This window comes from Rhizobium viscosum, from assembly GCF_014873945.1.
In the GTDB taxonomy this organism is placed as follows: Bacteria; Pseudomonadota; Alphaproteobacteria; order Rhizobiales; family Rhizobiaceae; genus Rhizobium; species Rhizobium viscosum.
Genome location: NZ_JADBEC010000003.1, coordinates 365,307 through 387,088, shown reverse-complemented (window position 1 = coordinate 387,088; position 21,782 = coordinate 365,307). Strand labels below are relative to the sequence as shown.

Below are 21,782 nucleotides of genomic sequence, written 5' to 3'. Positions count from 1 at the left end.
AAGCGACGCATGACCGATCTGAAGCCGCTTCTGGCAAAGGCAGCAAGCCGCGAGCCCCTGACCCGTGACGAGGCCCGCCAGGCCTTCGATATTCTCATGTCCGGCCAGGCAACGCCTTCGCAGATCGGCGGCTTCCTGATGGCGCTCCGCGTTCGCGGTGAGACGGTCGACGAGATCGTCGGCGCCGTCACCACGATGCGATCGAAGATGCTGCGGGTCGTCGCCCCTGCCGACGCGATCGATATCGTGGGCACGGGCGGTGACGCCAGCGGCACCTATAATATCTCGACGCTGGCGGCGCTCATCGTTGCCGGCGCCGGTGTCCCGGTTGCCAAGCACGGCAATCGCGCGCTGAGCTCGAAATCGGGCGCCGCCGACAGCCTTGCCGCGCTTGGCGTCAATCTCGAGGTTACCCCCGAGATGATTTCCCGCTGCATCGCCGAGGCCGGTGTCGGCTTCATGTTCGCACAGCAGCATCATTCGGCCATGCGCCATGTCGGCCCGACTCGCGTCGAACTTGGCACGCGTACGATCTTCAACCTGCTTGGTCCCCTCTCTAATCCGGCCGGCGTCAAGCGCCAGCTTCTCGGCGTCTTCGCCCCGCAATGGGTCGTACCGCTTGCCGAGGTCATGCGCGACCTCGGCGCCGAGAGCGTCTGGGTCGTCCATGGCGACGGCCTCGATGAAATCACCACGACCGGCACGACCAGCGTAGCGGCCCTAGAAAACGGCAAGATCCGCACCTTCGAGCTTTCTCCGGCCGATTTCGGTGTGGCGCCTCGCGTGCTCGCCGAGATCAAGGGCGGCGACGGCACCGTCAATGCCGCAGCGCTGCGCGAGGTGCTCGGCGGCGCCAAGAACGCCTATCGCGATATTGCGCTCGCCAATGCCGCCGCCTCGCTCGTCATCGCGGGCAAGGCAGAGACGATTCGTGACGGCATGACGCTTGCAACGGAATCGCTCGATAGCGGCGCCACAGCATCTGCGCTAGACAAACTGATCGCCGTATCCAACGATATCGACTAGGATCGTCTCATGACCGATATCCTGAAGAAGATCGAAGCCTATAAGCGCGAGGAAATCGCTGCCGCCATGGCAAAGATCTCGCTTGCTGATCTCAAGGCCATGCAGGCCGGCCAGTCCGCGCCGCGCGGCTTCCACAAGGCGCTCGTTGCCAAGCGCGATGCCGGAGAGTTCGGCCTGATCGCCGAGATCAAGAAGGCAAGCCCCTCCAAGGGCCTCATCCGTCCGGATTTCGATCCGCCCGTTCTCGCCAAGGCTTACGAAGCCGGCGGTGCTGCCTGCCTTTCCGTGCTGACCGATACGCCGAGCTTCCAGGGCGCACCGGAGTTCTTGACAGCAGCACGTGCCGCCTGCGCCCTGCCCGCGCTGCGCAAGGATTTCATGTTCGAGACCTATCAGGTCCATGAAGCCCGCGCCTGGGGTGCCGACTGCATCCTGCTCATCATGGCCTCGCTCAGCGATGACGATGCCGAGCGCCTGCAGGATGAAGCCTTCTCGCTTGGCATGGATGTGCTTGTCGAGGTCCACGATGCGCCGGAAATGGAACGTGCGCTCAAGCTGTCTTCGCCGCTCGTCGGCATCAACAACCGCAACCTGCGCACATTCGAAGTCAGCCTCGCCGTCAGCGAGACGCTGGCTGCCATGGTCCCTGACGATCGTCTTCTGGTCGGCGAAAGCGGCATCTTCACCCATGACGATTGCAAGCGTTTGCAGGCCGTCAGCATCAATACCTTCCTCGTCGGCGAAAGCCTGATGCGCAAGGATGACGTGGCGGCTGCCACACGCGCGCTGCTGACAGGCGAAGCCGCAATCGCGGCCGAATGACATGAGCGGCGAAAAGCCAGGCCTCACCCATATCGATGCCTCTGGCGAGGCACATATGGTCGATGTCTCCGACAAGGCCGAGACCGTGCGCATCGCTACTGCCGAGGGTCATGTGAAAATGGCGCCGGAGACGCTTTCGCTCATTCGTCAAGGCAATGCCAAGAAGGGCGATGTCATCGGTACCGCTCGCCTTGCCGGCATCATGGCCGCCAAGCGCACGGCCGACCTCATTCCGCTCTGCCATCCGCTTATGCTGACAAAGGTCACTGTCGAGATCGAGGAAGATGCCGGCCTGCCCGGCCTGCGGGTCACGGCCACTGCCAAGCTCACCGGCAAGACCGGTGTGGAGATGGAAGCGCTGACTGCCGTCTCCGTCGCGTGCCTGACGATCTATGACATGGCCAAGGCCGCCGACAAGGCAATGGAAATCGGCGGCGTCAGGCTGCTTGAAAAATCCGGCGGCAAATCCGGCGATTTCCGCCATCCGGAGGCAAGATGAGCCTTCTGCCGGTTTCCGAGGCCTTAAGCCGCCTGCTGTCCAGCGCCGCGCCCGTCACGGCGTCCGAAACGCTGCCGCTCGCCGAGGCTGAAGGTCGCGTCCTCGCCATTGATCTCACGGCCGGCCTAACCCAGCCGCCGTTTAACTCCTCCGCCATGGATGGCTATGCGTTGCGCCGTGAGGATGCACCGGAGCCGGGCGCCGTTCTGAAGGTCATCGGCACATCGTCTGCCGGCCACGGCTTCGAAGGTAGCGTTGGCCCGGGCGAGGCTGTCCGCATTTTCACCGGCGCACCCGTACCGTCGGGTGCCGATAGCGTGTTGTTGCAGGAGGATGCGGAAAAGATCGAAGGTGGTCTCAGAACCAATTTCCCCGTGCGGCAGAACCAGCATGTTCGCCCGCGCGGTCAGGATTTCACCGAAGGCGAAGTGGTGTTGGCCGCCGGTACGGTCCTCGATTTCTCGCGGCTGACGGTCGCAGCCGGCATGAACCGGCCCGATGTCGAGGTGTTGCGCCGTCCCCTCATCGCCATTCTTGCGACCGGCGACGAACTTCTGCCGCCCGGAAGCACGCCCGGTCCCTCGCAGATCATCGCCTCCAACACCTTTGGCGTCGCAGCCCTTGCTCGCCGCGCCGGTGCCGACGTGCTCGATCTCGGCATCGTGCCTGATGACAAGGCAAAGATCACGAAGGCGATCGACAAGGCGCGCAATGCGAAAGTCGATGTGATCGTCACCCTCGGCGGCGCTTCGGTTGGCGATCATGATCTGATGCAGGCGACATTGATCGAAGCCGGCATGCAGCTCGATTTCTGGCGTATCGCCATGCGCCCCGGCAAGCCGCTGATGGTTGGCAGTTTCGGAAAGACCCATGTGCTCGGCCTGCCCGGCAATCCCGTCTCGAGCCTCGTCTGCTCGCTGCTCTTTCTGGAGCCGCTGATCCGTAAGCTTGGCTCGCTGCCATCAGTCCCGCGCGAGACGATGGTGGAGGCCGCCGTCACGTTGCGCGCCAATGATCACCGTCAGGATTATGTGCGCGCGAAGCTCTCGAAATCCGCCGCCGGCGGCTGGCTTGTCGAACCCTTCGATAAGCAGGATTCATCGATGATGAAGACCTTCGCCCATTCGGACTGCCTCATCATTCGCCCGCCGCATGCGCCGGAACTGCCGGCGGGAGCCAACTGCCCGGTCATGTTTCTGCGGCCAGATCTCCTCGCCTGACATTTCCCGAAGCGATCGCAAGCCAGAAACAGAGCTGTGCCAGCACGCTTGCGCCGAGGATGACGGTTGCGGCCGCAAGTCCGGGGTCACCGCCTATGCCCGAAAGCGCACTGCAGACGGCGCCGACGGCCATCTGCGTCGAGCCGTAGAGGCCGGAAGCCGAGCCGGTGACTTTCGGATTGACGCTGACAGCGAGCGTCAGCGCATTGGGCGAAGCCACGCCGGCACCGATCGTATAGACCATGATCGCAGCCATCATCGGTAGCAGCGTCAGATGATGGGTCACGGCAAGGCCGAAGAAGACGAGTGCGGCAGCAATGCTGACGAGATTGGAAATCACCATCAGTCGCTTCATCGCAAACCGGCCGATCAGCCGCGTGGCGATCATGCTGCCGATCCAGTAGCCGAAGATGAGCAGCGCAAGACAAATGCCTACCTCCGTTGCCGGTCGGCCAAGCTCGTTAATGACGATGAACGGGGCTGACGCCGTGAAGGCATACATGGAGGTCGTCGCACAACCGCCGCCAATGGCATAACCGACGAAGGAGCGCGACGCGAGCAGTCCCAGATAGTCACGGCTCAGTGACTTCATGGAGGTCCCGGTATTGCGAGTGCCGGTTTCCGGCACCTTGCGCCATGTCAGCAGCAGGTTGACGATACCGAGCACGCAGAGCGCCACGAAGATCGAACGCCAGCCGAGCGTCGAAGCAAGCGCTCCGCCGACGATCGGCGCAAGCCCCGGCCCGACCGTGACCATCAGGTTCATGATCGCAAGCCGCTTGGCCGTTTCATCGGGACTGGACGTGTCGCGCACGATGGTGCGGGCAATGACGAGACCGGCACAACCGCCGAAGGCCTGGAAGAGCCTAGCCGCGATCAACGCATGCACGCCGGGCGAGACAAGCGCCGCAACGCCGGCGAACGTATAGAGCACAAGCCCGCTCATCAGCACCGGTCGGCGTCCGTAGCGATCCGAAAGCGGACCATAGACCAGCTGACCGACAGCAAGGCCGAAAATGTAGAGGCTGACGGTCAGCTGCATCTCGCCGATCGACGCGCCGAGATCTGTGGCCGCTGCCGGAAGCGCAGGCACGAAAATATGCATGGCCAGCGTACCACTGAAGGTGATGAGCCCGAGCAGCCAGATCGGTATGTGACGCTTTGCGCCAAGTGGTCGCGCTTCCGTCATCGGGCCGGGATGCGAATTCACTGTTCTGGCTCCTCGAGCTGCCGGGCAAGCACGTCGCTGATGTGATCGAGCACGCGCCACGTGGTTTCGATGTCCTCACGCGGCAGAAGAGCAAGCGCTTCCTCGCGGATGCCCTGTGCCACGCGTTCGACCGCCTCCACGGTCCTCCTGCCCTCCTCCGTGAGCAGGATTTCCTTTGCACGTCTGTCTTCGCCTTCTCGCCGCTCAACCAGTCCCGCCTTCTCCAGATTATCGATCAGGCGTACGACCGAGGAATTGTCGAGTGAGAGCGAGGCGGCCAGTTCCTTCTGGTGCATCGGCGTCGGCGAGCGGGCGATGCGCAGCAGCGGCAGCCATGTCGCTTCCGTCAGCCCGAAAGGCTGCAAACGCAGATTGGCGACGCGCCGCCAGTAGCGAGCGGTCTGGGAGATGAGGCTCCCGAATGAGGTTGTGATCTTGTCGTCGGTCATGTCAATATCGATGGGATAGCAATAAATGACATGTCATCTATTGTGGCGCAAGACGAAAGTGTGTGATTGGTGCGTCGTTTCAAGCGATGGACTTTTCTCGGTTCACTTCAGTCGGAAAACAGCGCTGTCGGCGGTCGAGTGGCTCTGGGCTCCGCCAAAATCCGGCACCGCATAGTTTGCAAGCCGCAGCAGTGAGTTCGTAGGAAGGGGCGCCCTCCCGGGATCGCCGACGAGCACATCGAGACCGGCCATGCGGCAGCGTTCGAGAAAAGGCAGGACACGCTCCGCCAACGCCTCGTCATAGAAGATATCGCCGGCCAGGATTATGTCGGCGACAGGCGGGGCATCTCCTACGATGTCGCCGAGTTGCGTCTGGATCATGACACCATTCGCCGCAGCGTTCAGCACTGTGGCAGCAATCGCCTTGTCATCTATATCAACGGCCAGAGCATGTGATGCACCGCATTTCATTGCCGCAATGGCGACGAGACCGGAGCCTGTGCCGAGATCGACGATGCGTTTGCCGGCAACCGTTTCGGGATGTTCGAAGAGGTAGCGCGCAAGCACGGCGCCACCTGCCCAGGGATAGGCCCAGTAGGGCGGCATCAGATCGGAATCGTCAGCCATTGCAAGCCGATAGAGGCCGCTCCTCGGTGTCGCCGTATGCAGCTTAACCTCAGGTATGGAAGGCACTTCCGCAAGCGGCAGGTTCGCCTTGATGAAGGCCGTCAGGTCGAGACGATCATCTGCGGACGCCGGTCTCATCTGCTATCGATTGCCCCCTCGCTGCGACAGGCCTTCAGGCCCTCCCTGGCGGCATAATACCTCGCTGGACCTTTGTATAGTTATGGAAGCCCGCGCCTCGGCGTAATTTCCCCCCGCGATCCCCGAGGTCATCGCCCCGATTTCCCAAAGCTGGAGGAACTCCGTTATGCAACCGATCACCAGACGCTCATTTTCGGCCGCTCTCGTTGCAGGGGCCGCACTCAGCATGCTTCCGGCTGCCAGCCGGGCCGCCACCGTCACCAAGGCAAAGAATGTTGTTCTCGTCCATGGCGCTTATGCCGATGCATCCTGCTGGCTGGATGTCATCCCCCATCTGCAGGCCGCCGGCCTGAACGTCATGGCCGTTCAGAACCCCCTCACCTCTTTTGCCGATGATGTCGAAGCCACAAAGCGCATCCTGGCGCTGATGGATGGTCCGACCGTGCTTGTCGGCCATTCCTATTCCGGCATGCTCGTTACCGAAGCCGGTGTCGATCCGAAGGTCACGGCACTCGTCTACATCGCCGCCCGCGCGCCTGATGCCGGCGAGGATTATACCGCGCTCGCCAAGCAATATCCGACGCCACCAGCCAGTGCCGGCCTTGTTCACAATGGCGGTTATGCTCAGTTGAGCGAGGAAGCTTTCGTGAGGGACTTCGCCGGCGATCTGCCGGTTGCCCGCGCCAAGGCGCTCTATGCCGTGCAGGGCCGCATTTCCGATACGCTGTTCACTGCCAAGACGACGGTTGCCGCCTGGCGTTCCAAGCCGTCATGGTACGCCGTTTCGAAGAACGACCGCACCATCAATCCCGATCTCGAACGCTTCATGGCAAAGCGCATGAATGCGACGACTGTGGAACTCGACGCCAGCCACGTTTCCCTGATCTCGCAGCCACGCGCCGTCGCCGATCTCATCCTCGCAGCAGCCGGCCAGAGCGAACATATCTGAGACCTTTGCAGCATGCCGGCCGTATCGCCTTACCAGTGCGGCCGGCGACTGCCTTAGCGGTCCTTTTTCTTGCCGAACTTGCCTTTGCCACCATCAAACTTAGGGCCATCGAACTTGCCTTTGCCGCCCTCGAATTTCGGCTTCGGGCCTTTCTTCGTCCAGGGCTTGTCGTCCTGACGCTCGGCGCTGGCGGGCCTGTCCTTGCCGAACTTGCCCTTCGGCTTGTCGCCGCGGAAACGATCATCGCCACGATCTTCGAACGGCTTCTTGGCAAAGGGTTTGGCAGCCGGTTTGCTGAAATCAGGCATGCCGTTCAGCCTGACCACGCGGATACCGCGTTCCATCGTCTTGTTCGGGCCGAGCGCGCCGAGAAAACCGTCGGCGCTATCAGCAGCAATTTCCACAAAGGTTTCGTCGGGCTGCATCTTGATCGCGCCGATCTCACGCTTGGTAAGGTTGCCGTTGCGGCAAAGCATCGGGATCAGCCAGCGCGGCTCGGCATTCTGCTTGCGGCCAACGGAGACTGAGAACCAGACGCTCGGACCGAAGTCGTCGCGCGGTCCTTTCTGCGCCGGAGCAAATTCGCGTGCCTCGCCGTTGTCGCGGCGTTTGCGGGCGCGGTCGTCCTGCACCGAAACCTCGATCAGATCCTCAGGCGCAGACTGGTTGGCGCGATAGAGACGCACGAAAGCGGCGGCAAGCGTCTCGGCGCCATGGCTGGCGATCAGCTTCTGCACTAGATCCTGTTCTTCATCCTGCGGCTTGTCGGCAAAGATCGGATCGGCGAGCAGCCGCTCATCGTCACGCGCCGTCACTTCTTCGACGGACGGCGGACGTGCCCAGGTGGCGTTGATACCGGCATTTTCCAGCAGCCGCTCGGCCTTGCGGCGAACATTCAGTGGCACGATGAGCGCGCTGACGCCCTTACGTCCCGCACGGCCGGTACGGCCGCTACGATGCAGCAGCGTTTCCGGATTAGTTGGCAGATCGGCATGCACGACGAGATCGAGACCCGGCAGGTCGATGCCGCGTGCGGCGACATCGGTTGCGATACAGACGCGCGCGCGTCCGTCGCGCATGGCCTGCAGCGCATGGCTGCGTTCGTTCTGGGTCAACTCGCCGGACAGTGCCACGACATTGAAATTGCGGTTGTGGAACCGTGCCGTCAGGTGATTGACGGCCGCACGCGTCGAACAGAAGACGATCGCATTGCGCGCCTCGTAATAGCGCAGCACGTTGATGATAGCGTTTTCACGGTCGCTTGGCGAAACGACGAGCGCGCGATAATCGATGTCGATATGCTGCTTCTCTTCCGCCTGCGTGCTGATGCGCACGGCATCGCGCTGATAGCTCTTGGCGAGCTTGGCGATCGCAGCCGGAACCGTTGCCGAGAACATCAGGGTACGGCGCTGATCGGGCGCCGCTTCCAGGATGAATTCCAGATCTTCGCGGAAGCCGAGATCGAGCATCTCGTCCGCCTCATCCAGCACGGCAGCCTTGAGTTCGCTCATGTCGAGCGCATGGCGGCGGATGTGGTCGCAAAGGCGTCCCGGCGTGCCGACGACGATATGCGCACCGCGTTCCAGTGCACGGCGCTCGCTGCGGATATCCATGCCGCCGACGCAACTGACGATCACGGCACCTGCCATTTCGTAAAGCCATTCCAGCTCACGCTTGACCTGCAGCGCCAGTTCGCGCGTCGGCGCAATCACGAGAGCAAGGGGTGCGGCAGCCGGCGCAAAACGCTCGGCATCTTCAAGCAGCGTCGGCGCAAGCGCCAGCCCGAATGCCACCGTCTTGCCCGAGCCGGTCTGGGCGGAAACGAGAGCGTCCGATTCCGCGAGCGCCGGATCGAGCATCGCCTTCTGGACGGGGGTGAGCTCGGTATAGCCGCGCTTCTGCAACGCCTTGGCGATCGCCGGAGAGACGCCGTTATAGTCAGTCATGTGTTCGATCTTTCGGAGCTGTCAGGCGCGTAACGCGCCGTAGCCGGATCGTCCGGCCGAAGAGTTGGGCCGTTCCTACCCGCTCCGGCTGCGAATGTCAAAGTGTCTCGCCGCGCCATGTGTAGATGGCGATGCCGCCAGAGCGGCCGCGAAGCTTCGTCTCGAACGGTCCGGCCAACCGCCCCGTTTGCAACGGAACGGCATCGGGGCCAGCAGCCTCGAGCAGGCTGGCGCTGAATGCAAGCTCCGCGCCGCGGCTTGCCGCCACTTCCATCAGCCGCTGCGCGACATTCACGGTATCGCCCGTCGCGGTGATTTGCTGCCGGTCGCCGGTACCAAGGCGCGAAGCGACGATCGGGCCGCAATGGGCGCCGAGCTTGAAGCCTATCTTCCTGCGGCGGAGCTCCGGATGGCCTGCGAGGAAGAGGCGCGTGCGATCGGCAAGCCGTATGGCGCAGGCTGCGGCTCGCGCCGCATCGTCCGCCGCCGGTGCCGGCAATCCGAAGAGGATCATGGCGCCGTCGCCCATGAAGCTGGTGATCGCGCCGCCGAGAAGCCGTACTTCCTCATCGATCAGTTCAAAGAAGCCGCTGAGGATCTCGCGCACCATGGCCGGTCCGACCGCTTCGCTGAGGCCGGTGAAGCCCGAGAGATCGATGAAGACGACGGAAGCATTCTGCCGCACAGGCTCGGCCAGGAACGCCGGGTCGCGCGCCAGCCACTCCCCGAGGCCCGGCGCTTCGATGCGCTGCAGGCGCTCGGATTGATCGGCAAAGTGCCGCGCACGGCGGCGGTCCCGCCAGAGTTCTGCGGCGCCGAAAATGATCGCAGGCGGGAGTGCAGCCGCAATCGGCAATGCAGCACTCAGCCAGTAACCGTTCGCGAAAGCAGCAAGGTTGAGCATCGCCCAGGCAATGACCGTAAGGCAGATGATGACGAAGCCGAGAGCGCCGCGGCGCCAGGCGACCAGCGCGACCAGGAGAACAGGCAAAGCCGTCGCAATGCCGGCATCCGCCTGCCGTGTCCTGCTGTCGCGCACCATGCCATCGCCCGCGATCAGATGGGTGATTGCGGTCGACATGACCTCGACACCCGGCAGGATGGGATCGAACGGCGTGGGAAAGACATCGCCGCCGCCGGTGACCGTTGCGCCGATCACCACCACCTTGCCGGTAATGGCATCCGCCGGCAGCTTTCCATCGAGCGCATCGGCCGCGCTGAAGGTGCTGATGCTGCCCGCGGGACCATAGAAAGTCAGCGGCAGGCGCTGGCCTGTATCCGTTGGAATGCGGTGAGCACCGAGCCGGATGCCGTGGTTTTCGATCAAGGGTTCGGCCCCGAGCGCAATCGAGGCTGCTCGCAGCGGAAAGGCTGCGTCCAGACGGTCGGCGGCGCGAGAAAACAGCGGGATGAAACGCGGTACGCCGCTCTGGTCCGTCGCGACATTGACGATGCCGAGCGGCGCAGCCTCCGCGAAGCGCGGCTGAGGCAGCAGAAGCTGCTGTGCCTCGGGGACCGTTGCAAACGGATCCTCGGCATTGGTCGTCACTGATTGGAGACTTTGAGGGAAGGTCGCGGCACCGGCGATGATGCTGGGCGCCGCTTTGATCGCCATTGCAAGTGCCGCATCCCCCTCCTCCGTGCCGGGATCGACGAGCAGTATATCGAGAGCCAGGGCCTTTGGTTTCAACGCTCCGATGGATGTGACGAGCTGTGCAAGCGTCTCCCGCTTGAGCGGATAGCCATGCGCTGCGGCGGTGCGGTCATCGATCGCGACAATGGAAACGATATCGGGTGGAGACCGGACACCGACGATCATGCTGCGCAGATCGACAAGCGTGGCTTCCACACGCTCGATGAGGCCGGAGTTCGACTGCTGCTGCAGATGCAAATAGCCGAGGGCCGCGCCCCACAGACCGGCGAGCAGCAGTGCGATCACTGTCGGAAGCCGGTGGTTCATGAGACCGCTTATTGACCGAGGCGTGAAAGAAGAGCTGCGACGCGTGGCGCAGGCCAGGTGCGAACGGTGAGTGCAGCCGTTCCGCGCGTCACGTCCACACCCTCGCCCGGTCCAAGCACGACGGCTGCCCCTGCCGGACGGCGTACGCCGACGCGGCCGCGGGTGACCAGTACGGAGGTCGTGCCGCCTTTGACATCGACGGCCCATTGGGTGCCGCGGACGGCCGCGATCGCCTGCGGCGTCACCACCTGGAAACCGCCGCGATGCTGGCTGCTGTCCACGTCGACAAGGGCAGCCTTGCTGCGCAACGACAGCGAATCCGGGCTGCCGTCGCGATTGCGATCGATGAGTGCGAAGGATGCTCCGCGTTCGGCAGTGATATTGACGCCGCCAGGGCAGCGGAAGATCTGGTTGCCGTTCGCCGCCCGCGAAACCGCGCAGCTCGCGGACTGGGCATAGGCTGCTCCCTGAGGCAGGGGCCCGATGGTCAGGACAGCGGAAAACAGGCTGAGGGAGATTGCTGGAATGGCTTTCATGATCCGCCTCTCATGACCCGCCGGTACATCTTCGAAGATACCGGCCGGCCCATACTAGCTGAATTCGCCGGTTTCCCTATGCAAAAATCGGAAGCTGCGCAAGCCATTCGGAAACATTCAGGATTCGCCCGGTAACGGCCCGATGTAGCGGGCGCGGGGGCGGATAAGATGGCCGCTTTCAATCTGTTCCATCGCATGCGCCAGCCAGCCGGCCGTGCGCGCCAGTGCGAAGATGATGATCGGCGCCTCCTCCGGCAGATCGAAGGCCGCCGTCATGGCGGCAAGCGCGAAATCGGCGTTGACTGGGTCGCCCACCATCTCTTCGCCGGCCCGCTGCACATCGCGAAAGACCGGAGGCATGTCGAAAGACGAGAGCAGAACGCGCGCCCGCACATCGCCGTCAGGATAAAGCGGATGCCCGAAGGCCACAGGCCTGCTTCCCCGCAGCAGCTGGTGGCGGATCGCGTGCTCTGCCCCGATGCTGGATGCGGCTTCGACAAGGGCATCGATACTCCGCCACGCCGAGCCATGCAGCGGGCCAGTCAGTGTCGAAAGACCCGAGAGCACGGCGGCAGAAAGTGCGGCCCCTGTCGAAACCGTGACACGGACAGCGAAGGTCGAGGCATTCAGCTCATGATCGGCGAGCATGACAAGCGCCCGACGCAGGCAATCGGCAGCCTCCGGCCTGCGCCAGCATGCGGCAAGACGGTGATGCAGGGAATGGTCCGCCAGGCCGGGCGCCAGTGCATCGGCAACGGTGGAAAGCACGCTGCATGCTTCCATCTGCAGGGCGGGGCGCGCACGTCCGAGCGACGGCAGATCGGCGCTCACCCGTCCCGCCAGCGCCAGAAGTGCAGCGTGAACGGAAGGCGCTGCCGGCTCCGGGGTACGTGATGGTACGCAGGCAAAACTCTCCGCATTCCAAAGGAGCAGCGCAGTCTCCTCCAGCGTCGCATGCACTGAAAGCTCCGCCGCATCCTGCCCACGATACAGCAATCGTCCGGCGGCAATGGTTGAGATCGCGGATGTCAGTACGGGATCGCCCCAGCTGATCGCCTCGGCGGCGACCGTCTCGCTCTTGCGCCGGCCGGCATGCCGCTCAGCAAGCCGTTTGACGTCGCTTTGCTGATAGAGGCTGCGGCGTGGGTCGGCTGGGTCGGCCTTGGCACGGATACGGCCCCGGCTGACATTGGCATAAAGCGTCTGCGGTTTGGTCCCGAGTTCCGCCAACGCTTCCTCGGCTGTCAGCCAGGTCATCTCAGCCTCATATTGATCAATTACATCAAGATTGACGTCAACCAAACTAGGTCCGATCTTTCCTCCGGTAAAGGAGAAAGACCCATGAAAAATGGTTTGGAAGATGTCATTGCCGCTGAAACCCAGCTCTCGGATGTCGACGGCGAAGCAGGCCGGCTGATCATCCGCGGCATATCCCTGGATCATCTGGCAGGAAGCAGCACCTATGAGGATGTCGCCGCCCTCCTGCTGGACGGGTTGATCGAGCCGCATCTCGACGCAAGCGAATTGCGCCGCCGGCTCGGCCAGGCGCGAATGGAAGTTTTCGCCGAAGTCAAGACTGCCGACACTCGCCTGCTGAAGCTGCCACCGGTCGATGCTATGCGTGCTCTTGTTGCCCGCCTACCTGACGGCGAGGACATAGATACCGTGCTCCGTCTGCTTGCCGCACCCGCCGTCTTCCTGCCGGCGGTTCTGCGGCTGCAACGAGGCGAAAAGCCGGTAAAGCCCAATTTGGGCCTCTCACAGTCGACCGATATCCTGCGCATGCTCTCAGGTGCGGTGCCGAGTGCCGAGCAGACCGCAGCCCTCGACACCTATCTCGTGACGATCTCGGATCACGGCCTGAACGCCTCGACCTTCGCATCGCGTGTCATTGCCTCCACCCGCGCCGGCCTCACCTCCTCTGTTCTGGCGGCAATCAGCGCGCTCAAGGGACCGCTGCATGGTGGCGCGCCGGGACCGGTGCTCGATATGCTCGATGGGATTGGAAGCGAGGCCAATGCCGACCCCTGGCTGCGTTCCGCGCTCGATCGCGGTGAGCGGCTGATGGGCTTCGGCCACCGCGTCTATCGTGTGCGCGACCCACGTGCTGACGCCCTGAAAAATGCGTTGAAGCCACTTGTTGCCGCCGGCCAGGTCAATGCCGCCAGAATCGCGCTTGCCGAGGCGGTGGAACAGGCAGCGCTTGCGGTTCTAAGGGAACGCAAGCCGGACCGGTCGCTGGATGTGAATGTGGAATTCTATACCGCGTTGCTCTTGGAAAGCCTCGGCTTCTCGCGCGAAGCTTTCACAGGTGTCTTTGCCATCGGCCGCACCGTCGGCTGGATTGCGCATGCCCGCGAGCAGGCCTTGGAAGGCCGCCTCATCCGTCCACGCTCGGTCTACGTGGGACCGCTGCCGGAAGCGGCATGACGGAATGAAAAAAGCCGCTCCCTCGTTTCAAAGGGAGCGGCTGGAATTGTGTAACAGCGAATAATTAAACCAACCGGCTCTGTTCCGTTGCAGCTTCGATGAAGCTCGCAAAGAGCGGATGCGGATCGAGCGGGCGGGACTTCAATTCCGGATGGTACTGAACGCCGATGAACCAGGGATGGTCGGGGTATTCGATCGTCTCCGGCAGAACACCATCAGGTGACATGCCCGAGAAGACGAGGCCGCAATCTTCCAGCCGGTCCTTGTAGTCGATGTTGACTTCGTAGCGATGGCGGTGACGCTCGGAAATATCAGTCGAGCCGTAGATATCCGAAATCTTCGTGCCCTTCTTCAGAGAAGCCTTGTAGGCGCCGAGACGCATCGTGCCGCCGAGATCGCCTGATGCGGTGCGCTTCTGCAGCTCGTTGCCCTTCACCCATTCCGTCATCAGGCCGACGACCGGCTCCGGCGTTGGGCCGAATTCGGTCGAGGAGGCGTTCTGGACGTCGGCGAGGTTGCGGGCAGCTTCGATGACGGCCATCTGCATGCCGAAGCAGATGCCGAAATACGGCACCTTGCGCTCGCGCGCGAAACGCGCTGCATGGATCTTGCCCTCAGAGCCGCGCTCGCCAAAGCCGCCCGGTACCAGGATACCGTGGACCTTTTCCAGATACGGCGCCGGATCTTCCTTCTCGAAGACCTCGGACTCGATCCACTCGAGCTTGACCTTGACGCGGTTGGCGATGCCGCCGTGATGCAGCGCTTCGATCAGCGACTTATAGGCATCCTTGAGGCCGGTATACTTGCCGACGATCGCAATCGTGACCTCGCCTTCCGGCGTGCGGATGCGATTGCAGACCTCTTCCCACTGGTCGAGGCGCGGCTTCGGAGCCGGCTCGATGCCGAAGGCTGCCAGCACTTCATCGTCGAGGCCTTCCTTGTGATAGGCCATCGGCACATCGTAAATATTGGCAACGTCGAGCGCCTGGATGACGGCGGAGGGACGCACGTTGCAGAACAGCGACAGCTTGCGGCGTTCGGCTTCCGGGATTTCCCGGTCGGCGCGCACGAGCAGAATGTCGGGGTGAATACCGAGCGCCTGCAGTTCCTTGACCGAATGCTGCGTCGGCTTGGTCTTCAATTCGCCGGCTGCCGGAATATACGGCATCAGCGTCAGATGGACGTAGATTGCGGTGCCGCGCGGCAGGTCGTTGCCGAGCTGGCGGATCGCTTCCATGAAGGGCATCGCCTCGATATCGCCGACCGTGCCGCCGATTTCGCAGATGACGAAATCATAGTCGTCATTGCCTTCGATGACGAAATCCTTGATCTCGTTGGTGACGTGCGGAATGACCTGGACGGTCGCGCCGAGATAGTCGCCGCGGCGTTCCTTGTCGATGATGTTCTTGTAGATGCGGCCGGTGGTGATGTTGTCGGTCTTGGTCGCCGAGCGCCCTGTAAAGCGCTCATAGTGGCCAAGATCGAGGTCGGTTTCCGCGCCGTCGTCAGTGACGAAGACTTCGCCGTGCTGGGTCGGGCTCATAGTGCCCGGATCCACGTTCAGATAGGGGTCAAGTTTGCGAAGCCGGACCCGATAACCACGGGCCTGCAACAACGCTCCGAGAGCCGCAGCCGCAATTCCTTTTCCGAGGGAAGAAACCACGCCGCCAGTGATGAATACGTATCGCGCCATGGGAGTCACCGGATACCTTTTCAAAAACGATTCCACCAGCCCAAAAATTCTTTTCCGGAACTTTTGGTGCGTGGCGCAGGAATCTGAACAAAAGAAAACCGGCAGACCCGAGGGCCTGCCGGCAGTTTATTTTGTGGTCCGGCTTATTGTCCCGTGGGGACGCCGGAAGGCTGGGCCGGCTGCGTAGCGGCCGGGGCCTCGGGCTGAGCCGGAGCAGTCGTCGACGGGGCTGCAGGCGCAGTCGCCGCAGGGGCGCTTGCAGCCGGAGCCTGAGTAGCTGGTGCCTGGGTTGCCGGTGCAACTGTTGCCGGAGCCTGGGCAGCCGGTGACTGCGGAGCGGCCGGGGCCGGAGCAGCAGCGCCGCTATTCGGAATGCCGCTGTTGTCAGCAGGCTGAGCCGGGGCCGGAGCCGGCGTGTTGGCGCCGCCGAGCGAATCGAGAATGCCGTTGCCCTGCCCGCTCGTGGCCGGAATACGGTTGAGAATATCCGTCGGACGGCTTTCGTAACGGGTCAGGATGCCGAGGCCGAGCGAGGTGATGAAGAACAGCGTCGCCAGGATCGCCGTCGTGCGCGTCAGCGCATTGGCCGTGCCTCGGGCCGACATGAAGCCCGATCCGCCGCCGATGCCGAGGCCGCCGCCTTCGGAGCGCTGGATGAGCACAACGCCGACGAGCGCGAGCACGATCATGAGATGGATGACAATCAATACTGTCTGCATGGGTCCAGTCCTGCCCGTCTGAGGACGGACATAAAGTAAAAATCTGGCGGCTCTTTACATGAGGTCCTCTGCTATTCCAAGCCCTTCGGCCAGGAATATGCAATCGCCTCAGTCAAGCAGCGCTTCGTATGTGCCGTAGATGGCGAGGAAGTCGGTGGCTTTCAAGCTCGCCCCGCCGATCAGCGCGCCATCGACATTGTCGACGGCGAGCAGTTCGCGGGCATTGCCGGGCTTGACCGAGCCGCCGTAGAGGATGCGCATGCCCTTGCCCTCGTCACCAAAGCGGTGGACGAGTTCGGAGCGGATGAAGGCATGGGCGATTTCCACGTCCTTTGCCGTCGGTGTCAGTCCGGTGCCGATCGCCCAGACGGGCTCATAGGCAATGACGGTATTCTCCGCGGTTGCTTCCTCCGGCAGCGAGCCGGAAAGCTGGCGCTTGAGAATGTCGAGCGTCTGATAGGCGTCGCGCTCTTCGCCAGTCTCGCCGACGCAGACGATCGCCGTCAGGTCCGCCTGATAGGCGGCTTGCGCCTTGCCGCGGATCATATGGTCGGTCTCGGCATGGTCGATACGCCGTTCCGAATGGCCAACGATCACGTAGGTGCCGAAGCAATCGGCAATCATGTCAGCCGAAATATCGCCCGTATGCGCACCGGACTGGGCCTGATGGCAATCCTGTCCGCCGATCGCAAGTGGGCTGTCGGTGGCAAGCGCGGTCGAGACGTAAAGCAGTGTCGCCGGCGGGCAGATCAGCGTTTCGACCTTTTCCGACAAGGGAATCATGACGCCCTGGGCAATCGCCTTGATCTGGTCCAATGAATCGCGCGTGCCGTTCATCTTCCAGTTCCCCGCCACGAGCGGGCGTACATCAGGTGTCATGCTGCTCTCCCAAAATCCGCATATCCGGCGGCCTTAGCAAAAGCGCGGCTCAAAGGAAAGCGCCGGGGATGGTCCCGGCGAAATATGATGGCTTGAAGGCCCTATATGACCTGGAATCCGCCCGCTCAGGACGCCAAAACCCAGTTCAGCACCCTGCGCCAGTCGACCATGCGGATCGGCGTTCCATGATTGCCGTTCTGGAAGAGCGTGAAATGTGTCGGGTACTTCGCCTTGTGGAGCTTTTCGTACAGCGCCTGCTGGTCGGCGGCGGCATAGACAGGGTCACGGCTGCCATGTGCAAACCAGAGCGGCAGCTTGGCTTTGTAGAACGGGCTTTTCACGAAATCGGGATCCGAGACACCGCTCATGATCAGCATGCCCTTCAGCCGCTTGACGCTTTCGGCATCGCGCGTGATGCCCCAGCAGATCTGGCTGCCCATCGAGGCGCAGCTCAGGATGATCGGGCGACCGGGTGATTGTGCGCTCGCATAGCGGATCAGCTCGGCAATGGCTGCAACGCCATTGGCATCGAAGCTCTTCACGGTCGGCGAATAGTAGGCGCCGCCATTGCCGGCCGTAAGGTTCTTCAGCCGGTTGAAATTGCCGCCGAAGGAATAGTCATTGGCGCCGAGCCGTCGGTCGCCGTCGCGGCCGTGGATGAAGATGACCGTGAAGGCGGCGTTCTGGGCTGGTCCCACCCTGGTGACATCGAGCCTGATGCCGTCGAGCGACAGCGTTTCATCTGTCTGCAGCTTCTTGACGCCGAGCGAGACATATTTCTGCTGCACCCGCTTTTGCGGGATCTGGTCGCGCCCGTTGATATCCCGCATCTCGTCGTAATCGATTACTTCCGATGCGCCGTCATCGCCCGTCTGCAGCACTGTCTGCGCCGAAAACAGATCGTCCTTATAGGGCGGCAACGTCTCGGCCGCGGCGGTCGTGACAGCCGCGGACAGGAAAAAGGCCGCAATTGCAGTGATTATGGTGCAATGACTTGTGGACATCGGCATGCAGATGGTTCCCATAGAGCTGCCGCGACTTGCCATTCGGCGCCCGGCAACGCAAATCACATCTTGAAAAGCTCCGCAAATCCGGGGCGCGTCGCGTATCGGGGCGCTTTCTGTCAGAATCCCCCTGATTCGCAAACGCGACGCGGACTGTGACTATTGTGGGCCAGCGGCGGCCCTTCACGAGAATAAGATCTGAACGGTTCCATGGAAGACAGCAACGACCTCTTTTCCGGAATGCCCCTGACGCAGAAGCAGGAGGAGGCTGCAAAGCCTGCAGCACCCGCCGAACGGCCCGCCGCGGCTGCGGCACCCGCTACCGCACGCCCTGCCCCGACGACGTCGAACGGCGATGATTACGGCGCATCCTCGATCCGCGTTCTGGAAGGTCTGGAACCCGTTCGCATGCGCCCAGGCATGTATATCGGCGGCACCGACGAAAAGGCGCTGCACCATCTTTTTGCCGAAGTCATCGACAACTCGATGGACGAAGCGGTGGCCGGCCATGCCGATTTCATCGACGTGCATCTCGATATCCAGGGCTATCTCACGGTCACCGACAACGGCCGCGGTATTCCGGTCGAGAACCACCCGCAGGTTCCCGGCAAGTCGACGCTCGAAGTCATCATGACCAAGCTGCATGCCGGCGGTAAGTTCGACGGCAAGGCCTACGAGACCTCCGGCGGTCTGCACGGCGTCGGCGTGTCCGTCGTCAATGCACTGTCGGATGTTCTCGAAGTCGAAGTCGCTCGTAACCGCAAGCTCTACCGCCAGCGCTTCTCGCGCGGCGTGCCGCAGGGCGGGATCGAGGAACTGGGCGATGTGCACAATCGCCGCGGCACCAAGGTTCGCTTCCACCCCGACCCGCAGATCTTCGGCGACCACGCGAAGTTCGATGCGGGCCGTGTCTTCCGCATGGCCCGGTCAAAAGCCTATCTATTCGGCGGTGTCGAGATCCGCTGGAGCTGCGATCCGGGCGTGCTGCCCGAGGGCTCCGACGTGCCTGACAAGGCCGTCTTCCACTTCCCCGGCGGCCTGAAGGATTACCTGCAGGCGACGATGGGCAAGGAATTCACCGTCACCCGCGAAATCTTCGCCGGCAAGAGTGAAAAGGTTGCCGGCCACGGTGCGCTGGAATGGGCGATCACCTGGTATGGCGGCGATCCGCAGGTTCATTCCTATTGCAATACCATCCCGACACCCGAAGGCGGCACGCATGAGGCGGGTCTGCGCATCGCGCTGACAAAGGGCCTGAAGAGCTACGCCGAACTGACGCAGAACAAGCGCGCCGCGCAGATCACCACCGACGACGTGATGATTTCTGCCGTCGGCATGCTCTCAGTCTTCATCCGCGAGCCGGAATTTGTCGGCCAGACCAAGGATCGCCTGGCGACCGTCGAAGCCCAGCGTCTCGTCGAAAACGCGTTGCGCGATCCTTTCGACCACTATCTCGCCGACAATCCGGGTGAAGCCGAAAAGCTTCTCGACTGGGTGATCGAGCGCGCCGAAGAGCGCCTGCGCCGTCGCAAGGAGAAGGAAGTCAACCGCAAGACCGCGGTGCGCAAGCTGCGCCTGCCCGGAAAGCTAGCCGACTGCTCACAGAACACTGCGGAAGGCGCCGAACTTTTCCTAGTCGAGGGTGACTCGGCAGGTGGCTCCGCCAAGCAGGCGCGTAACCGCGCCAACCAGGCGATCCTGCCGTTGCGCGGCAAGATCCTCAATGTCGCCAGCGCCGGCCGCGAGAAGTTGTCGGCCAACCAGCAGATCTCCGATCTCATCCAGGCGCTTGGCTGCGGCACGCGGTCGAAATACCGCGAAGAAGACCTTCGCTACGAACGCATCATCGTCATGACCGATGCCGACGTGGACGGCGCGCATATCGCCTCGCTGCTGATCACCTTCTTCTATCAGGAGATGCCGGAACTGGTGCGCGGCGGCCATCTGTTCCTCGCCGTGCCGCCGCTCTACAAGATCACGCAGGGGGCGAAGTCCGCCTATGCTCGTGATGATGAGCATCGCGCCGAACTGATGGAGACGGAATTCAAGGGCAAGGCCAAGATCGAGATCAGCCGCTTCAAAGGCCTCGGTGAAATGCTGCCCGCCCAGCTCAAGGAAACCACCATGGACCCGTCCAAGCGCACGCTTCTGCGTGTGCTGATCGACGAGGTGGATTTCGAAGGCACACGCAATGCAGTCGACGACCTGATGGGAACCAAGGCCGAGGCCCGTTTCCGTTTTATCCAGGAACGCGCGGCTTTCGCGGAAGACCTCGATATTTAAGCCGTAGCGAATTCATCGAACTGACGAAGAACCGTTACGCTTCCGTCAAAATACCGGCGCAATAGAACGGCCGGCGCTCTGCCCCCCGAAAGGTCACTGCAGCGCCGGCCGTTTTGTTTCAACCCCCTGCCGGATATTTGCCATGATCAAGCGTTTTCTTGCGACCGCCGCTTTCGTTCTCCTGTCCAGCACCGCCTCCGTTTTCGCTACCGATATCGGCGCGACCGTCGATGCCGCCTGCCCCTTCGGCGATTGCGCGGCAGCGATCTCCCTTTCCTATCTCGGTGAATTCGTCATCCCGACCGGACAGATGGAAAATGGCGTTGAATTCGGCGGCATTTCCGGCCTCGATTTTGATGCGGCCACCGGCCATTACATCGCCATCAGCGACGACCGCTCCGAAAAGGCTCCTGCCCGCTTCTACGATCTCGATATCGATGTCGGCGCCGCCGGCCTGAAGGGCGTCACCATCGTCAAGCACACCACCTTCCAGGACAAGAACGGCCAGCCCTTCGCCGTCAAGACCGTCGATCCGGAATCCATCCGCTTCGCCAAGGACGGCATCTATTGGGGCAGCGAAGGTGACGCCAAGGCACTGATCGCCCCCTTCATCCGCGTCACCTCGCCGGACGGTGCTTTCGTGCGTGAGTTCAAGCTGCCAGACGGGTTTGCACCGACCGCCGACAAGTCGACCGGCATCCGAGACAATCTTGCTTTCGAGGATCTCGCAGTGTCTCCATCTGGTGATGTCTTCGCGGGCGTCGAGGCAGCCCTCTATCAGGACGGCCCGAATCCCAGCCTGACGACCGGCAGCCTCTCGCGCATCATCCGCTATGACGGCGCAACCGGCGAGCCGAAGGCTCAATACGTCTATCCGATCTCACCGATCCCCCAGGCTGCCGCTAAACCCGACGGCGGCAACGACAATGGCATGTCGGAAATGATTGCCCTTGACGATCACCGCCTGCTCTCCGTCGAGCGCAGCTATGCCCAGGGCTTCGGCAATAACATCAAGCTTTTCATGATGGATCTCGACGGTGCGACCGACGTTTCCGGCATCGCCTCTCTCGCCAGGAACAATCAGCGTGTCGTCCCGGTTCGCAAGAGCCAGGTACTGGATCTGCGCGCCATCGGCCTGACGCCTGACAATATCGAAGCCATGGCGATCGGCAAGGCGAAGGATGGCACGGATGTCCTGATCCTCGGTTCCGACAATAATTTCTCGACCGGCCAGAAGACACAGTTTTACGCCTTCAAGATCAACCGCCGCCCGCAATAATATCTCGAGGATTCAGCCACCAAATAACCACGCTTTGTATACGCTTTATCCGGGCGGACCTTGAAACCGCCCGGTTCATGGCCCATAAACTAGGGCAACAATAAAAAGAGGCG

General features: G+C 62.4%; 19 protein-coding genes. 8 read left to right on the top strand and 11 right to left on the bottom strand.

Annotated features, from left to right (window positions below):
- Positions 1-9: 9 nt before the first annotated feature.
- Genes trpD through H4W29_RS33945 form a run of 4 tightly spaced genes read left to right on the top strand, consistent with a single transcriptional unit; the run spans position 10 to position 3,567 of the window.
- The gene (trpD, locus tag H4W29_RS33960; RefSeq protein ID WP_192733223.1) at positions 10-1,026 is read left to right on the top strand and encodes an anthranilate phosphoribosyltransferase; all 1,017 of its coding nucleotides are present in this window, start codon (positions 10-12) and stop codon (positions 1,024-1,026) included.
- Positions 1,027-1,035: 9 nt separating this feature from the next.
- The gene (gene trpC, locus H4W29_RS33955; protein WP_192733222.1) at positions 1,036-1,848 is read left to right on the top strand and encodes an indole-3-glycerol phosphate synthase TrpC; all 813 of its coding nucleotides are present in this window, start codon (positions 1,036-1,038) and stop codon (positions 1,846-1,848) included.
- Position 1,849: 1 nt separating this feature from the next.
- Positions 1,850-2,347: a cyclic pyranopterin monophosphate synthase MoaC gene (gene moaC, locus H4W29_RS33950; protein WP_192733221.1), complete on the top strand. Its 498-nt coding sequence runs from the start codon at positions 1,850-1,852 to the stop codon at positions 2,345-2,347.
- Complete coding sequence (locus H4W29_RS33945) at positions 2,344-3,567, top strand: molybdopterin molybdotransferase MoeA (RefSeq protein WP_192733220.1); 1,224 nt, start codon at positions 2,344-2,346, stop codon at positions 3,565-3,567. The genes moaC and H4W29_RS33945 overlap by 4 nt, the downstream gene beginning before the upstream one ends.
- On the opposite strand, the gene H4W29_RS33940 is transcribed toward H4W29_RS33945, so the two are convergent.
- The 3 genes from H4W29_RS33940 to H4W29_RS33930 all read right to left on the bottom strand — a co-directional run bounded on the left by H4W29_RS33940 (position 3,536) and on the right by H4W29_RS33930 (position 5,991).
- Complete coding sequence (locus H4W29_RS33940) at positions 3,536-4,777, bottom strand: multidrug effflux MFS transporter (RefSeq protein ID WP_312872546.1); 1,242 nt, start codon at positions 4,775-4,777, stop codon at positions 3,536-3,538. The genes H4W29_RS33945 and H4W29_RS33940 overlap by 32 nt on opposite strands.
- Complete coding sequence (locus H4W29_RS33935; protein WP_112968139.1) at positions 4,774-5,226, bottom strand: MarR family winged helix-turn-helix transcriptional regulator; 453 nt, start codon at positions 5,224-5,226, stop codon at positions 4,774-4,776. Before H4W29_RS33935 ends, H4W29_RS33940 begins: the two co-directional genes overlap by 4 nt.
- Before the next feature lie 102 nt (positions 5,227-5,328).
- On the bottom strand, positions 5,329-5,991 hold the full coding sequence (locus tag H4W29_RS33930) for a class I SAM-dependent methyltransferase (protein WP_192733219.1): 663 nt from the start codon (positions 5,989-5,991) through the stop codon (positions 5,329-5,331).
- Positions 5,992-6,157: 166 nt separating this feature from the next.
- On the opposite strand from H4W29_RS33930, the gene H4W29_RS33925 reads away from it, so the two are divergent.
- A complete protein-coding gene (locus H4W29_RS33925) occupies positions 6,158-6,940 on the top strand; it encodes an alpha/beta fold hydrolase (protein WP_192733218.1) in 783 nt (260 codons plus the stop codon).
- Positions 6,941-6,993: 53 nt separating this feature from the next.
- On the opposite strand, the gene H4W29_RS33920 is transcribed toward H4W29_RS33925, so the two are convergent.
- From H4W29_RS33920 to H4W29_RS33905, 4 genes are all read right to left on the bottom strand, one after another.
- Entirely contained in the window at positions 6,994-8,886 is a 1,893-nt protein-coding gene (locus tag H4W29_RS33920) for a DEAD/DEAH box helicase (protein ID WP_192733217.1), read from the bottom strand.
- 97 nt (positions 8,887-8,983) lie between these two features.
- Entirely contained in the window at positions 8,984-10,846 is a 1,863-nt protein-coding gene (locus H4W29_RS33915) for a CHASE2 domain-containing protein (protein ID WP_192733216.1), read from the bottom strand.
- An 8-nt stretch (positions 10,847-10,854) separates the two neighbouring features.
- On the bottom strand, positions 10,855-11,382 hold the full coding sequence (locus tag H4W29_RS33910) for a FecR domain-containing protein (RefSeq protein ID WP_192733215.1): 528 nt from the start codon (positions 11,380-11,382) through the stop codon (positions 10,855-10,857).
- Between the two features lie 117 nt (positions 11,383-11,499).
- On the bottom strand, positions 11,500-12,639 hold the full coding sequence (locus tag H4W29_RS33905; protein ID WP_192733214.1) for a citrate synthase: 1,140 nt from the start codon (positions 12,637-12,639) through the stop codon (positions 11,500-11,502).
- 84 nt (positions 12,640-12,723) lie between these two features.
- On the opposite strand from H4W29_RS33905, the gene H4W29_RS33900 reads away from it, so the two are divergent.
- Entirely contained in the window at positions 12,724-13,812 is a 1,089-nt protein-coding gene (locus H4W29_RS33900) for a citrate synthase/methylcitrate synthase (protein ID WP_192733213.1), read from the top strand.
- Between the two features lie 64 nt (positions 13,813-13,876).
- Here H4W29_RS33900 and pyrG read toward each other — a convergent pair whose 3' ends face one another.
- The 4 genes from pyrG to H4W29_RS33880 all read right to left on the bottom strand — a co-directional run bounded on the left by pyrG (position 13,877) and on the right by H4W29_RS33880 (position 18,113).
- Positions 13,877-15,505 (bottom strand): CTP synthase, encoded by a 1,629-nt coding sequence (gene pyrG, locus H4W29_RS33895; protein WP_192733212.1) that lies wholly within the window; start codon positions 15,503-15,505, stop codon positions 13,877-13,879.
- A 143-nt stretch (positions 15,506-15,648) separates the two neighbouring features.
- Positions 15,649-16,224 carry a preprotein translocase subunit SecG gene (gene secG / locus H4W29_RS33890; protein WP_192733211.1) on the bottom strand — a complete coding sequence of 192 codons (576 nt, stop codon included), beginning with the start codon at positions 16,222-16,224 and terminating at the stop codon, positions 15,649-15,651.
- 108 nt (positions 16,225-16,332) lie between these two features.
- Positions 16,333-17,103 carry a triose-phosphate isomerase gene (gene tpiA / locus H4W29_RS33885; RefSeq protein WP_192733210.1) on the bottom strand — a complete coding sequence of 257 codons (771 nt, stop codon included), beginning with the start codon at positions 17,101-17,103 and terminating at the stop codon, positions 16,333-16,335.
- Between the two features lie 125 nt (positions 17,104-17,228).
- Positions 17,229-18,113 carry an alpha/beta hydrolase family protein gene (locus tag H4W29_RS33880; protein ID WP_192733209.1) on the bottom strand — a complete coding sequence of 295 codons (885 nt, stop codon included), beginning with the start codon at positions 18,111-18,113 and terminating at the stop codon, positions 17,229-17,231.
- 204 nt (positions 18,114-18,317) lie between these two features.
- Here H4W29_RS33880 and parE point away from each other — a divergent pair, with 204 nt between their 5' ends.
- Entirely contained in the window at positions 18,318-20,390 is a 2,073-nt protein-coding gene (parE, locus tag H4W29_RS33875; protein WP_192733208.1) for a DNA topoisomerase IV subunit B, read from the top strand.
- A 142-nt stretch (positions 20,391-20,532) separates the two neighbouring features.
- Complete coding sequence (locus H4W29_RS33870; protein WP_192733207.1) at positions 20,533-21,669, top strand: esterase-like activity of phytase family protein; 1,137 nt, start codon at positions 20,533-20,535, stop codon at positions 21,667-21,669.
- The last annotated feature ends 113 nt before the right edge of the window (positions 21,670-21,782 follow it).

Bases quoted from the DNA above. Each gene is read 5' to 3' on its own strand.
- pyrG (WP_192733212.1), bottom strand. From the start codon at position 15,505: ATGGCGCGATACGTATTCATCACTGGCGGCGTGGTTTCTTCCCTCGGA.
- H4W29_RS33930 (WP_192733219.1), bottom strand. From the start codon at position 5,991: ATGAGACCGGCGTCCGCAGATGATCGTCTCGACCTGACGGCCTTCATC.
- H4W29_RS33915 (WP_192733216.1), bottom strand. From the start codon at position 10,846: ATGAACCACCGGCTTCCGACAGTGATCGCACTGCTGCTCGCCGGTCTG.
- H4W29_RS33920 (WP_192733217.1), bottom strand. From the start codon at position 8,886: ATGACTGACTATAACGGCGTCTCTCCGGCGATCGCCAAGGCGTTGCAG.
- tpiA (WP_192733210.1), bottom strand. From the start codon at position 17,103: ATGACACCTGATGTACGCCCGCTCGTGGCGGGGAACTGGAAGATGAAC.
- H4W29_RS33880 (WP_192733209.1), bottom strand. From the start codon at position 18,113: ATGCCGATGTCCACAAGTCATTGCACCATAATCACTGCAATTGCGGCC.
- moaC (WP_192733221.1), top strand. From the start codon at position 1,850: ATGAGCGGCGAAAAGCCAGGCCTCACCCATATCGATGCCTCTGGCGAG.
- H4W29_RS33910 (WP_192733215.1), bottom strand. From the start codon at position 11,382: ATGAAAGCCATTCCAGCAATCTCCCTCAGCCTGTTTTCCGCTGTCCTG.
- parE (WP_192733208.1), top strand. From the start codon at position 18,318: ATGGAAGACAGCAACGACCTCTTTTCCGGAATGCCCCTGACGCAGAAG.
- H4W29_RS33925 (WP_192733218.1), top strand. From the start codon at position 6,158: ATGCAACCGATCACCAGACGCTCATTTTCGGCCGCTCTCGTTGCAGGG.
- trpC (WP_192733222.1), top strand. From the start codon at position 1,036: ATGACCGATATCCTGAAGAAGATCGAAGCCTATAAGCGCGAGGAAATC.
- H4W29_RS33945 (WP_192733220.1), top strand. From the start codon at position 2,344: ATGAGCCTTCTGCCGGTTTCCGAGGCCTTAAGCCGCCTGCTGTCCAGC.
- trpD (WP_192733223.1), top strand. From the start codon at position 10: ATGACCGATCTGAAGCCGCTTCTGGCAAAGGCAGCAAGCCGCGAGCCC.
- H4W29_RS33905 (WP_192733214.1), bottom strand. From the start codon at position 12,639: ATGACCTGGCTGACAGCCGAGGAAGCGTTGGCGGAACTCGGGACCAAA.
- H4W29_RS33900 (WP_192733213.1), top strand. From the start codon at position 12,724: ATGAAAAATGGTTTGGAAGATGTCATTGCCGCTGAAACCCAGCTCTCG.
- H4W29_RS33935 (WP_112968139.1), bottom strand. From the start codon at position 5,226: ATGACCGACGACAAGATCACAACCTCATTCGGGAGCCTCATCTCCCAG.
- secG (WP_192733211.1), bottom strand. From the start codon at position 16,224: ATGCAGACAGTATTGATTGTCATCCATCTCATGATCGTGCTCGCGCTC.
- H4W29_RS33870 (WP_192733207.1), top strand. From the start codon at position 20,533: ATGATCAAGCGTTTTCTTGCGACCGCCGCTTTCGTTCTCCTGTCCAGC.